At 62.6% G+C, this 11,599-nt stretch carries 15 protein-coding genes; 7 read left to right on the forward strand and 8 right to left on the reverse strand.

What is annotated here, in order from left to right; genetic code table 11:
• The 4 genes from ABR948_RS22570 to ABR948_RS22585 all read left to right on the forward strand — a co-directional run.
• Positions 1-240, forward strand: a 240-nt coding sequence (locus tag ABR948_RS22570; protein WP_428122273.1) for an amidohydrolase family protein, incomplete at its 5' end; no start/stop codon positions are given.
• Between the two features lie 188 nt (positions 241-428).
• Positions 429-893, forward strand: a complete 465-nt coding sequence (locus ABR948_RS22575) for a hypothetical protein (protein ID WP_428122276.1) — start codon at positions 429-431, stop codon at positions 891-893.
• 2 nt (positions 894-895) lie between these two features.
• Positions 896-1,210 carry a hypothetical protein gene (locus tag ABR948_RS22580; protein ID WP_428122279.1) on the forward strand — a complete coding sequence of 105 codons (315 nt, stop codon included), beginning with the start codon at positions 896-898 and terminating at the stop codon, positions 1,208-1,210.
• A 149-nt stretch (positions 1,211-1,359) separates the two neighbouring features.
• Positions 1,360-1,665: a hypothetical protein gene (locus ABR948_RS22585; protein WP_428122281.1), complete on the forward strand. Its 306-nt coding sequence runs from the start codon at positions 1,360-1,362 to the stop codon at positions 1,663-1,665.
• Between the two features lie 77 nt (positions 1,666-1,742).
• Here ABR948_RS22585 and ABR948_RS22590 read toward each other — a convergent pair whose 3' ends face one another.
• On the reverse strand, positions 1,743-2,147 hold the full coding sequence (locus ABR948_RS22590) for a nuclear transport factor 2 family protein (protein WP_428122283.1): 405 nt from the start codon (positions 2,145-2,147) through the stop codon (positions 1,743-1,745).
• A 226-nt stretch (positions 2,148-2,373) separates the two neighbouring features.
• The gene (locus ABR948_RS22595; RefSeq protein WP_428122285.1) at positions 2,374-3,096 is read right to left on the reverse strand and encodes a DJ-1/PfpI family protein; all 723 of its coding nucleotides are present in this window, start codon (positions 3,094-3,096) and stop codon (positions 2,374-2,376) included.
• 60 nt (positions 3,097-3,156) lie between these two features.
• Here ABR948_RS22595 and ABR948_RS22600 point away from each other — a divergent pair, with 60 nt between their 5' ends.
• A complete protein-coding gene (locus ABR948_RS22600; RefSeq protein ID WP_428122288.1) occupies positions 3,157-4,161 on the forward strand; it encodes a GlxA family transcriptional regulator in 1,005 nt (334 codons plus the stop codon).
• A 56-nt stretch (positions 4,162-4,217) separates the two neighbouring features.
• On the opposite strand, the gene ABR948_RS22605 is transcribed toward ABR948_RS22600, so the two are convergent.
• From ABR948_RS22605 to ABR948_RS22630, 6 genes are all read right to left on the reverse strand, one after another.
• Positions 4,218-4,448 (reverse strand): hypothetical protein, encoded by a 231-nt coding sequence (locus ABR948_RS22605; RefSeq protein WP_428122290.1) that lies wholly within the window; start codon positions 4,446-4,448, stop codon positions 4,218-4,220.
• Positions 4,449-4,811: 363 nt separating this feature from the next.
• On the reverse strand, positions 4,812-6,215 hold the full coding sequence (locus ABR948_RS22610) for a sodium:solute symporter family protein (RefSeq protein ID WP_428122292.1): 1,404 nt from the start codon (positions 6,213-6,215) through the stop codon (positions 4,812-4,814).
• A gap of 54 nt (positions 6,216-6,269) precedes the next feature.
• Positions 6,270-7,004, reverse strand: coding sequence for an SDR family NAD(P)-dependent oxidoreductase (locus ABR948_RS22615; protein WP_428122294.1), 735 nt, complete (start codon positions 7,002-7,004; stop codon positions 6,270-6,272).
• 43 nt (positions 7,005-7,047) lie between these two features.
• On the reverse strand, positions 7,048-7,989 hold the full coding sequence (locus ABR948_RS22620; RefSeq protein WP_428122297.1) for a dihydrodipicolinate synthase family protein: 942 nt from the start codon (positions 7,987-7,989) through the stop codon (positions 7,048-7,050).
• A gap of 15 nt (positions 7,990-8,004) precedes the next feature.
• Positions 8,005-8,859 (reverse strand): IclR family transcriptional regulator, encoded by an 855-nt coding sequence (locus tag ABR948_RS22625; protein WP_428122299.1) that lies wholly within the window; start codon positions 8,857-8,859, stop codon positions 8,005-8,007.
• A 236-nt stretch (positions 8,860-9,095) separates the two neighbouring features.
• Complete coding sequence (locus ABR948_RS22630; protein ID WP_428122301.1) at positions 9,096-9,647, reverse strand: hypothetical protein; 552 nt, start codon at positions 9,645-9,647, stop codon at positions 9,096-9,098.
• Positions 9,648-9,846: 199 nt separating this feature from the next.
• Here ABR948_RS22630 and ABR948_RS22635 point away from each other — a divergent pair, with 199 nt between their 5' ends.
• A complete protein-coding gene (locus ABR948_RS22635; protein ID WP_428122304.1) occupies positions 9,847-10,086 on the forward strand; it encodes a hypothetical protein in 240 nt (79 codons plus the stop codon).
• Positions 10,087-10,202: 116 nt separating this feature from the next.
• The gene (locus tag ABR948_RS22640) at positions 10,203-11,318 is read left to right on the forward strand and encodes a Zn-dependent alcohol dehydrogenase (protein ID WP_428122306.1); all 1,116 of its coding nucleotides are present in this window, start codon (positions 10,203-10,205) and stop codon (positions 11,316-11,318) included.
• Positions 11,319-11,599: the final 281 nt, after the last annotated feature.

Below are 11,599 nucleotides of genomic sequence, written 5' to 3' on the forward strand. Positions count from 1 at the left end.
AGCCGCGAAGCGGCGCTTCGCCTTTATACCGAAGGCAGCGCCTGGTTTGCCCATGACGACGGCCGGCGCGGCCGGCTGATGCCTGACATGCTCGCCGACCTCGCGGTTCTCAGCGAGGACTATTTCAGCGTTCCGGTAGCTCGCATCGCCCAAATCCGCTCGCTGCTGACCATGGTGGGCGGCAGGATCGTCTATGCGGCGGGTCCGTTTTCGGAACGCGATCCCGGGAGCAATCGCTAGAGCGCGATGGTTTGAATCAAATCGTCGTAGACGTTGGGTTCGCCGCCGCTCACATGCGGGGCGGGAGAGAAGCGGCTCCATTGCCATCGCAGATTTATTCTAATCTCGTCACCTCTTGATCGCGGCCCCTTGCATCTTGCTGCCGGTATGTGGTTTCTGGGGCAACCGCCGGAGAGCGTGGGGGAAAAATGATAAATGTTCTGCTGATTGTACACTTGCTTCTCGCGGTCGTGCTGCTGGGCGGCATCACCCATCAGGCGATATCGGTGGTGTGGCCCTCGCGAAAGAAGATCGGGATTGTCCGCTCGTATCGTGCGGTTACCGGCTCGGTCTACACCAATGCCAACATCGTGCTGTATCTGGCCACCGCGACGCTTGGCGGCATCATCTATCCCACCTACCGGGTCGGGGTGCGGACGTTTCTCGAAAACGCGCGATTGATGGCGGCGACCGGTTCGTTCGAGCTCAAGGAACAGTTCATTGCGGTCGGCCTCGGGATGCTGCCGCTCTATTGGCTGTTGTGGCGCCGGCCACCGGAAGCCGGTGGCAAGACCGCTCGCATCGCCGTGACGCTGATTCTGTGTGCCATCGTCTGGTACAGCTTCCTGGTCGGTCACATCCTCACCAACATCCGGGGCTTGTTCGGGCTATGAGCATGGGAAAAGTGTTTCCAATCTTTGCTGCGGCCTTTGCCGTGATTTACGTGCTGGCGGTGCAATACAACTGGGCCTTGTTCACCTATCATCCGAAAATCGGAGAGTGGGAGTGGCTGGCCCAGCCGGCCAGGAACGGACCACCCATGTACTGGTATGGCTGGCTCGTCACTTCGGCACTTGGTGCGACCGCCGTGAGCTTGCTAAGCTGGCCGCTGGCGCGCCGCGGGTCCACGCAGTACTGGCTCGGGTGGGTGGTTCCGATCGTGGTCGTGGTCGTCTTCGTCTATCTGTTTCGCAGCTTCTTCATACGCTGAGCTGTGAACTGGAAATCGCAAGCTCCAAAGGCAAGCTCCAAAGGAATGGAACCGAGATGGTGCGATGGAATTCCAAAATTCCGTTCGTGGTCCTCGTCGCTTTGGCGGCGATCGTCGCTTGGTCGCTTGACTCTCACGCGGGAGAATCATTGTCCGAGCGCGATGAATTCGACGCCGGCCCGTCCTTCTTCGGCGAGGCCAAGGAGGCGGGGAGTCTGAAGTCCATTAAAAACGTGCAGGTGAAGGCCGAACTCGGCGCGCGCAAGATGCTGGTCAACACCAATGCCGAAGGCCAGTTCAAGCTTCCGAGCTTCGGCAAGGAAACCGTGGTCGAGAACGTCACGATTTCCTGCGCCAAGGAAGGCTATCGCACGATCGACGTTTCCCGCCGCCGCATGTCGAGTGCGGCGGATGCGCCAATCCAGATCGAGTGCCTGCTGGAACCGAAGCCATAGCGGGCTCAAACAAGTCAGGTGCCTGAATAACGCATGCCGGGGCCGTTAACCGGCCCCGGCACTTGTCTTGCAGTCGCTTAAAAGCCCGTGGGGCCCACCGATCCGTACCAGTGCTTGACCTTGGCCGGATTTGCTCCGTCCATGTAGAAGAAATGCGTCATCGTGGGCTTGACCTGCGGCAGCTTCGGATCGTCGAACGTCATGGTGACGGTGCCGCGAAACACCTTGAGAGCGGGGCTGTCCCAGTATTCGACGACATCGTGAAGCGCGGTAAATCCCTTGTCGATGAACGCGCGCAGATTGTTGCGGATGGTTTCGCGTCCGTGCCAATCGGCGACGCCGAGATTGCAGATCGCATCCTCGGCGAAACAGTCAAACCCCTTGCCGAAGGTCTTGTCGTCGATTTCCTTCCACATATCGAGCAGCCATTGCGGCGGCGCGGTCTTGGTAAACGTCACTTTGGTCGTGTCATTGGTGGTCATGTCATGATCCCTGATTTGTCGTGATCGAAACGCAGCGGAGTGATCGCGCTCCCCGAGGCTATCGCCGCTGACGTGTCTGGTTTTCGTGATGCGTGTTGCAGGCGGCCGTGCTTTCCGGCTCCGCCTTGCGTTCGCTCACTGCAGGCAATCTAGGACGAAAGGTGGTGGCGGGATTGCCAAATGCCCCTCGTTTTACGCCAAGCCTGTTTCTGTTCTGCGTCAAGGTCTATTCCGCCGCCGGCGCGGGAACGGCGATGCCGAGCCGTGCCGCCACGCGCCGCGCGGTCGCCTCGCGCTGTGCGGTGATGCCGGCGGCGGACTGGCGCACTTGCGCCAGGATCGCCGCCGGCGCGGTCTCGGGCGTGCCGCTGTCGAACGGAGGTTCCGGCGCATACGCCATATAGAGCTGGATCGCCTTGGCGGTATCCTCGCCGCGCAACTCGGCCGCAAGCCGCAAGGCGCCGTCGATTCCGGCGGTGACGCCGGCGGCAAACACCCAGTTGCCGTCCATGACGACGCGCTGGTTGACGGGGATGGCGCCGAACAAGGGCAGCAGATGAAACGACGCCCAGTGCGTCGTTGCCCGCCGTCCTTTCAACAGCCCTGCCGCGCCGCACAGCAGAGCGCCGGTGCACACCGAGAATATGCTGCGCGCGTGGGCGGCCTGGCTGGCGATCCAGCCCAGCACCTGCGCGTCTTCCATCAGCGCTTCCTGCCCAAAACCGCCGGGCACATGGAGGACATCGAGTTGAGGGGCGTCGGCGATCGCCGCATCGGGTGTTAATCGTAGTCCCTTGAGGTCGCGAACCGGCTCAGTCGATTTGCCGTAGATGCGATAGGTCGCGTTCGGCAGGCGCGACAGCACCTCGAACGGGCCGGTGAGGTCGATCTGGTCGACGCCTTCGAACAACAGCGAACCGATTTGCAGGTGAGTGTCATGCGGGATCATGGGGAACTCCTGAGGTCGTGAATGGACAAGTCCAGCCTAACAAGTCAGGGTGTGGCGGAAATGCCAAAGCCCCCTCGTTCTACGCCAACTGGTCGGACCGGCGCCGTGCGCGTCGTCGAGCTGCTCGCCTATCCCGGGGTGCAGCTGCTCGATGTCACGGGGCCGCTTCAGGTATTCGCATCCGCCAACGATCTGGTCGCGGAGGCGGGGGGAACCGCGCCCTATCAGCTGCGGGTGGTGGCGAAAGGCGGGCAGGGGGCGACGACTTCCTCAGGATTGGGGATCGCGACCGCGCCGCTGCCACGCAGCAGCGCCGCGCTGGATACGCTGATCGTCGCCGGCGGGCCGGGCGTCGAGGCGGCCTTGTCGGATCCGGAAATCGTCGATTGGGTGCGGCGTCGGGCGGCGCGCGCGCGCCGCGTCGCTTCGGTCTGTACGGGCGCGTTCCTGCTGGCGGAATCGCATGTGCTGGATGGCAGACGCGCGGCCACTCACTGGTCGGTCTGCAAGGATCTCGCCCGGCGTTTCCCCGCCGTGCACGTCGAAACCGATCCGATCTTCGTGCGCGACGGCACGGTCTGGACCTCGGCCGGCGTCACATCAGGGATCGATCTGGCGCTCGCGCTGGTGGAAGAGGATCTCGGTCGAACCGTGGCCTTGGCAGTGGCGCGCTATCTGGTGGTCTTCCTCAAGCGTCCCGGCGGGCAGGCGCAGTTCTCAGCGGCGCTGTCGCTGCAATCGGCCGAAGACCAGTTCGGCGCGCTGCATGACTGGATCAACGCGCATCTGGCCGGCGACATTTCGCTTCCGGTGCTGGCGCGACAGGCCGGGATGAGCGAACGCAGTTTCAGCCGGCACTATCTGGAGGCGACCGGCTTGACGCCGGGGCGCGCCGTCGAGCGGCTCAGGGTCGAGCAGGCGCGGCGGCTGTTGTCGGAGTCACGCCTGCCGGTGAAGCGGATCTCGCAGCGCTGCGGCTTTGGTTCTGAGGAAACCATGCGGCGCAGCTTTCTGCGCGTGCTCGCCGCCACGCCGCAGGACTACCGCGTCAGGTTCGGCCGTTGAGGGTCCGTTTGCAAATCCAGATCGCATGGCCGGTGCGATTGCGGTGAAGCCGTCCGCTAATTCGGCTTCGCCGCCGGCTTCGGTCGCGCAATGCCCCAGGGATCATATTTCTCCTTGGGCTCCGGGATGCGCTCCAGGGCAGCCTTGTAGGCCTTGTCGTCAACCTTCGGCTTGGAGTCGGTTTTCTTGTCGTCGCCGCCATGATTGCGTTTGCCGCCGCCCATCTGGGCCGAAGCCGGAGCCATCATCAAGGCCAGTACGAACATCGCCGCTGTCATGAGTCTCATCGAGGTCGTCCCTCCTGCGATCCTTGCTGCGGCCTGTTAGCGATAGAAATAGTACAGCAGCAGCGCCGTCGCGCTGCCGGCGAGACACGCGATGGCCGAAACAAGCAGTGTTATGTCGTCGGGATCAACTTCAGCGAACCACTCCGACATGGCCTGATCCAGTATTCATGAGATTTAGCCGACCGAGCAAACGCCAGTGCAAGGGCCTTGCGCGGCAAGCTTCTCTGCACCTTCGAAATTCGCGAAAGACTGACTTCGCTGGCAGCATATCGTTCCGCGCCGCGTTGGCGCGTTAAAAATCGTTCATGTAGGTGAAATCACCGGCGGTGGCCCGCACCCGGTCCGGCCGTCGCGTGCCCGAGTCTAGGCCGCCGAGGTCGCGGTCCTCGGCACACCCTTGTCCCAATGGAACAGCCATTCCAGGAAAATGATGATGGGAGGCGTGACCAGCGCCACGTACATGTTGTCGATGCCAAAGGGATCGCCCGCCAGATACCATGCGGTGGTGGTGATGGCGGCGCCCAGCAAGCCCAGCGTCGCGCCGCGGTTGCTGCTGAAGAACGGCAGGTAGAAGCCGATCACGGCGACGATCGAGATCGACAGCCGCAGCGCGCGCGTGAAGAAGGACAGATGCAGCAGGCCCGGGGCGAAGAACACGAAGATCAGCGGAATAAAGCCGATGAACAACGACATCACGCGGGCGGCTCGAAATTCGCGTTCCGGGGTGGGCTTGAAGTAGGGCGCATAGAAATCCCTGACGATCAGCGAGGAAATCGCCAGCGCTACCGTGCTGACGCCAACGAAGATCGAAGCCACCAGCGAAACCGATACGAAGGCGGCCCACCACACATTCATGCTCTGGATAAACACCGGCAGCGCGAACAGGCTGTTCATGTCGGGATAAAGATACCTCGCCGCCACGCCGATCAGACCGAGCGCAATGCTGATGGGAATGCTCAAGGCGCCCGCGATATAGGTCGAATTGCGCGCCGCGTTCGGGCTTTTGGTCGAGGCGACCGCCTGGATGATGAATTGGGTCGAAAAGATCGCGCCGGCATTGCCGATGAAGAAGGCCACGATGGTGGAGGGGCCGATATGGCCGTCCCATGTGAAATAGAACGGCGGCAGCGTCGCCTCGATCGGCGCGATGCCTTTTGTCAAATAGAGTGCGGCGCCCAGCACCACGAACACGCCGATATATTTGACCGTGCAATGAACCATGGACACGTAGGCCACGCTCTTGAACCCGCCAAGGGCAAAGTAGAACGTGCTGACAACGGCGATAATGAACGCCGCCGTCGGCAGATTGACCTTGAGAATGGCCGCGAGCGAAGCCGCGCCGCTGACATAATTGCCGACATTCACCATCAGCAGCGCGTAGATCATGATCAGCGAGACCACGAGTTCGGTGGAGCGGCCGAAACGTTGCGCGATCACGCCGGAAATGGTGTATTCGCCCGAACTGTATAATTTCTTCGCCAGGAAGAAACCAAACAGCGGAAAGGCGATCGCTGCGCTCAGCACCGCCCAGGCCGCCGCGACGCCGGACTCGAACGCGGCCTGCGCCACGCCGACGGTGGATTTGGCGCCGATGAATTCGGACATCAGGAGGACGCCCACCACAATCGCCGGCACAGTGCGGCCGCCCACCAGAAATTCCGCGGAGGTCTTGCTGCGCAATTTGACGGTCAGCCACGACGTGAACGCGATATAGGCGACAATCGCGGCGATGATGACAGCGGTGTCGGCAACATTGAACGACTGCATCCCAGTGTCTCTCCCGCAGATTTAGCTGGAGCCGTTGGCGGCCCCGTTTTTTCTTCAGAGTGAACCGCCGCCGCAGACCACGATCTGCTGGCCGGTAATGGCGGCTGCGTCGGGGCTGAGCAAAAATGCGGTGAGCGCCGCCACCTCATCGGGGCGGATAAAACGACCGATCGGCGGCTTCTTCGGCGGGGTATCGGCACGCGCCGGGTCCATCAGCATCGGGGTTTCCGTGGCACCGGGTGCTATGACATTGACCGTGATGCCTTTCGGCGCGAGTTCGGCCGCCCAGGAGCGCGCCATGCCGAGAAGTGCTGCCTTGGTCGCGGCGTATTGACTGCGACCGGCGGCACCCGAAGCGGTGCGGCTGCCGATCAACACCATGCGACCGCCTTCGCTCATCCGCGGCAGCAGGGCATTGGCGATGAAGGCGGCGGCGTCGACGTGCAGCCGCCACATCGCCGCGCCATCCTCCGGTGTCAGCGCACCCAGCAACGCTGTGCGCATGAAACCGGCGGCGTGGACCACGGCGGTGATCCCGTCGAGTTCAGCCAGCGCCGCCGCCAGCCGGCCAAAGTCGGTGAGGTCGAGCGCGATGCTGCGAAACCGCGCCGACGACGGCTCGGCGTGCGCTTTGTCGAGACCCATGATGTCGAGACCGATGACGCGCCAGCCGTCGGCCAGCAGGCGCGAGGCGATCGCTTGTCCGATGCCGGAGGCGGCGCCGGTGACGACGGCGCAACCGGCGCTGTGCCGCGGTTGCGCCATCGATCTCTGGTCATTGGCGTTCATGATACCGCCTTGCATGCTGGAAGGACGCGGTTGAGTTCGCGGTTCAAGCCGCCGCGCGCTTCAGCAAGCCCGCCTGCTGCAATGCGGCTTTGATGATTTCGAGTTCTCTCGGGCCCGGCGCATGGGTTGGCGGACGCACCGTGCCGTCGCGGAAAATGCCGGCCAGCGCCATCGCGGCCTTCATGCGTCCATGCGCTTCGCCGGTCGGCTCGCCGCCGCCATAGACGGCATCCTTGAGCGGCGTGATCAACGCCTGAATCCGCATCGCCTCGGTCAGGTTTCCGGCTTTGACCGCCTTGAGCAGATCGTAGATCAGCCCCGGAATCAGCGACGCGAAACCGACGAGGGCGCCGTCGATGCCTTGCACCATCGACGCCAGCAGATATTCGTCGTGGCAGGTCAACAACGCCTTGCTGGCATCGGCGGCGCGAATTTCCTGGATGTCACGGGCGTATTTGTTCATTTCGCGCTCGCCCATCTTGAAGGCCGCGACATGCTTCAGCCTGGCCAGTTGGGCCAGCAGCGCCGACGAGTAGGAGCCGCGGGTCCAGGCCGGGTAGATGTGAACGATCAGCGGCAGCTGCGTCGCCTCGCCGATCGCATTGAAGTAGTCGAGGCAATGTTCGGGCATGAAGCCGAACCGCAGCCAATGATGCGGCGGCATGATGTCGAGGCCGCTGGCACCCGCGTCCTTGGCCCATTTGGCCTGCTCGACGGCGTCCTTGATGCCCTCGCAGACCACCGACGAAATCACCGGACACTTGCCGTCAACGGCTTTTGCGGTGATCCGCGTCACTTCGGCGCGCTCGCGCGGCGTCAGCGAAAACACCTCGCCGGTGTGGCCGTTGGTCATCAGCGCCACGACGCCGGGCTGGCCCGCGAGCCATTGCGCGAAGCGCCGCAGCTCAGGCTCATCGATGCTGTAATCCTGATTGAACGGCACCGCGATGGCGGGAATGATTCCATTGAAGTCGAAGCCTGACAAAGTCGTCTCCTGTTGCTAGCTCGTTGATCTCTGGTGCGTGAATCCGCCGCCGCTCTGCAGCGCGCGCGACAGTGCCTGCGCCGCCTGCACCACCGCGCGTGCGCCGGCGGCCTCGAAATCCCGCAAATTGGTCTGGAACGCGGGCGCCGCAATGCTCAATCCGGCGAGCGGGATGCCGTCGGTATCGAAGATCGGCGCGGCCAGCACATAAAGCCCGGAAACCGTTTCCTGATCGGACACCGCGTAGCCGCGTTGTTTGACCTGCTCGAGCCGCGCCAGCAATTCATCGAGGCCGGTCGGCGTCGTCGCCGTCAGTTGCTTGCGCGGCTGCGACTGCAGAATGGAAATCTGCGTCGGCTGCGACAGCCCGGCCAGAATGGCGTGGCCGATCGCGGTGGAATAGGCGGGAACCCGGTTGCCGATCCGGATGTCGACGCCGAGCCGCGCAAGCCCGGCCTGAATGCGTTCGACATAGATCACATCGGCCCCATCAAGCACGCCGATCGACGCGGCCTCGTTGATCTCGCCGACCAGGCTGCGCAGGATCGGCCGGGCGTGGGTCCGCAGATCCGAGCGCGCGATCGCATTGAAGCCGAGATCGAGCACCTTCAGCCCCAGCCGAAACTTTTTGGTATCCGGGACGCGATGGACGTAGCCGGTCTCCACCAGCGTGTTGAGCAGGCGAAACGCCGTGGCATTGTCCATGTCCGCGCGGCGCGCCACCTCGGCCATGGTCAATTCGGGCTCCTGCGCGGTGAAGGCCTCCAGAACCCGGAATCCCTTGGCCAGGGACTGCACCGTGTTCTTTTGGGAATCCGCGGAACCAGCCTTTCCAGCCTTGCGCTTCTTGCGTGCCGGCCGATCCGCCATCGCACGGCCTCCATGCCGAAGTTCGGAATGCGAATATTTATTCGATTTTTTGCGGGACGACAGCGGCATCGGCTTGGCGGGTCCAGACAGAAAATTCGGAATGCGAATTAAAATTCGAGAGAATAATAATCTTCGGCGATCGTGGCGTCAAGCGGCGCATCGGCTTCAGGTCGCGCGCCTGAAAACCGTCCGCGCTGCGGCGCCTCGCCAGGGCCGGGTCCGCAAGGCGGACTCGCCTAGCCGACTTTCGCGTCGTTCTCCGCCAAAAGTCCGACGGAGCGGCAATAGGCGGCGAAGCCCTGATAATTCTCGCTCAAGGTCGCGGCGGTCTCACGCAACTGTTCCAGGGAGTATTCGACCTTGTCCTCATAGTCCTCCAGAAACCCCTCGGATCGTCCATCCTCTCCGCTGTGCAGCGGCTTGATGGTCGGCCTCGGTCTCAGAATCCAGTCGGGTTGAATTGAATGCGATGATTTGCCGGCTACCCATACGGAATGCTCGATATCGCTCAACAGCAAACTGAACGTCTCCGGAATGGTCAGATATTTGTAGACGGCATCAAATCGATCGAGCGGAATTGCCCGGTGACGCAGCAGGTCGAGCAAGGCAATGCGCTTCTGGTCCGGCGTGAGCGTTTTGGTCAGCAGCATGACATCGGCCAGATGCGATCCGGTCACCGTTGCCATGATCCGCTGCATCAGCACCTCATAGCGGGCAAACCAGTGAACGATGGTGCCGAACAGCAGCAGATGCCGCTCTGTAATGCAGTCAGAAGGCGCGACGCTCATTTCCGTCTCCCTTGGTCGAGGGCCACGGTCCCCCGCATTGCTGCTGGAATGAATGCACGGCAGTGCGAGATACCTGACGTTAAAAGAATGTTTGGGTTTTGACCCAGATCAAAGCTAATCGTGGCGTCGGCGGATCGACTGCGAGCCTGCAAGCTCTCCGCTCTCGAAGCGGATACAAGAGCCATTCAGGGAGGCTAACATGGCGATGATGCCATCGATGAGTAGTACGGACCATGGAACGCGCTGCGTCAGATGTGGTGAGATGCTGTTCATTCCCGATTGGTCGGAATTCGTCAGTGAACGGCTTGTGGTCAATCTCTGGTGCTGCGGCAAATGCGGTGACCGGTTCGAAACTTCCGCCGCCACGTCCGGGGATGCCGAGTTCAGGATGAGCGAGACGGATTGGGAACAGATGTTTGTGGCGCAGTTGGCGGCATGATCAGGGTCTGACGATCCGGCGGTTTGCCGACGAGCCTTGCCAAGCCTTGTCTTGCCAAGCCTTGTCTTGCCAAGCCTTGCCTTGCCCGGCGTGGCCCGGGTGATGCATCATGACTCATGGAATCGCTTGCAGCCGTTTTTCGTCAGGTTGGCGCGCCGGTCTCGGTCGAACGCATCACGCTGGATCCTCCGGGGCCTACCGAGGTGCTGGTGCGTATCGCCGCGGTCGGGCTGTGCCGTACCGACTATCATGTGATGCGGGGCGAACGGCGCGTCGCCATGCAGCCGATGGTGCTGGGCCACGAGGCCGCCGGCGTGGTCGAAGCAACCGGCAGCGCGGTCGGCGGCATCAAGCGAGGGGATCATGTGATTCTCACCTTCATCCCGGCGTGCGGCAAATGCCACTGGTGCGGGCTCGGTCTGCATCATCTCTGCGCCGAGGGTGCGCGGATCACGCAGGGCCCGCAGCTCGATGGCAGCTATCGCCGGCGCGACTACAGCGGCGCCGACGTCGGTGCCTTTTGCATGATCGGCGCCTTTGCCGATCGCACCGTGGTCGATCAGGCCAGCGTCATTGTCATCGACAAGGATATCCCGTTCGATCTCGCCAGCCTGGTGGCCTGTGGCGTGCCGGCCGGTGTCGGCGCCGCGCGCCAGCGCGCGCGGGTTCAGCGCGGTGAAAGCGTGCTTGTGGTCGGCTGCGGCGGCGACGGCATGAACGTGGTGCAGGGAGCGCGCCTGTGCGGCGCCGCCAAAATCATTGCGGCGGATATCGTGCCGGCCAAACTCGATTGGGCGCGGGAGTTCGGCGCGACCCATGGCATTTGCGCGCAAGGTCCGGAACTGATCCGTGCCGTCCACGAGTTGACCGACGGGATCGGCGTCAACCATTCCTTTGTCTGCATCGATCCGGCCTCGACCCTGTTGCCGGCCTTCCGGGCCACCGCAAAAGGCGGCAACGTCGTGGTCACCGCGCTGACGCCCGACACCGTGACTGAAATCGGGATTCCTCCGCTCGAACTGTTCGTCACGCAAAAGGCGATCATGGGCGCGGTCTACGGTTTTTCCAGCCCGCGCCTGCAAATCCCCGAACTTCTGGCCCTCTACCGCAAGGGTTCATTGAAGCTTCGCGAACTGATCACCCGCAGCTATCGCCTCGATGAAATCAACCGCGGCTATGCCGACCTCGACGCAGGCCGGAATATTCGTGGCGTCATCGTATTCGATGGTTGAGGCAAACAGGATGCCCGCTGCCGGGTTGAACGCGTTGTCGCTTCGTTGCCGGCACCAACGGACACAGTCACGGCCTGTCGCGATGTCCGTCGATCGGGACAAAAGCAGAAGTCGTGTGAATTCAGCTTCGCAGATAATGAGCTCGCAGTGACGCCCACTTGCGCACGTGTGGCTCGATAGCCACAAGCTCGCTCTTTCGTAGGTCTCAAGACCGTCTCGGGACCTAGGCGCCCCCCTCAATCTTCCGCAAGAGTTCGCACCATCAAGCCCGTCAGGCGGTG

The sequence above is a fragment of the Bradyrhizobium sp. genome (genome assembly GCF_050014615.1).
Taxonomy (GTDB): domain Bacteria; phylum Pseudomonadota; class Alphaproteobacteria; order Rhizobiales; family Xanthobacteraceae; genus Bradyrhizobium.

Bases quoted from the DNA above. Each gene is read 5' to 3' on its own strand.
- ABR948_RS22635 (WP_428122304.1), top strand. From the start codon at position 9,847: ATGGCGATGATGCCATCGATGAGTAGTACGGACCATGGAACGCGCTGC.
- ABR948_RS22610 (WP_428122292.1), bottom strand. From the start codon at position 6,215: ATGCAGTCGTTCAATGTTGCCGACACCGCTGTCATCATCGCCGCGATT.
- ABR948_RS22575 (WP_428122276.1), top strand. From the start codon at position 429: ATGATAAATGTTCTGCTGATTGTACACTTGCTTCTCGCGGTCGTGCTG.
- ABR948_RS22630 (WP_428122301.1), bottom strand. From the start codon at position 9,647: ATGAGCGTCGCGCCTTCTGACTGCATTACAGAGCGGCATCTGCTGCTG.
- ABR948_RS22615 (WP_428122294.1), bottom strand. From the start codon at position 7,004: ATGAACGCCAATGACCAGAGATCGATGGCGCAACCGCGGCACAGCGCC.
- ABR948_RS22600 (WP_428122288.1), top strand. From the start codon at position 3,157: ATGCCAAAGCCCCCTCGTTCTACGCCAACTGGTCGGACCGGCGCCGTG.
- ABR948_RS22640 (WP_428122306.1), top strand. From the start codon at position 10,203: ATGGAATCGCTTGCAGCCGTTTTTCGTCAGGTTGGCGCGCCGGTCTCG.
- ABR948_RS22605 (WP_428122290.1), bottom strand. From the start codon at position 4,448: ATGAGACTCATGACAGCGGCGATGTTCGTACTGGCCTTGATGATGGCT.
- ABR948_RS22625 (WP_428122299.1), bottom strand. From the start codon at position 8,859: ATGGCGGATCGGCCGGCACGCAAGAAGCGCAAGGCTGGAAAGGCTGGT.
- ABR948_RS22590 (WP_428122283.1), bottom strand. From the start codon at position 2,147: ATGACCACCAATGACACGACCAAAGTGACGTTTACCAAGACCGCGCCG.
- ABR948_RS22580 (WP_428122279.1), top strand. From the start codon at position 896: ATGGGAAAAGTGTTTCCAATCTTTGCTGCGGCCTTTGCCGTGATTTAC.
- ABR948_RS22595 (WP_428122285.1), bottom strand. From the start codon at position 3,096: ATGATCCCGCATGACACTCACCTGCAAATCGGTTCGCTGTTGTTCGAA.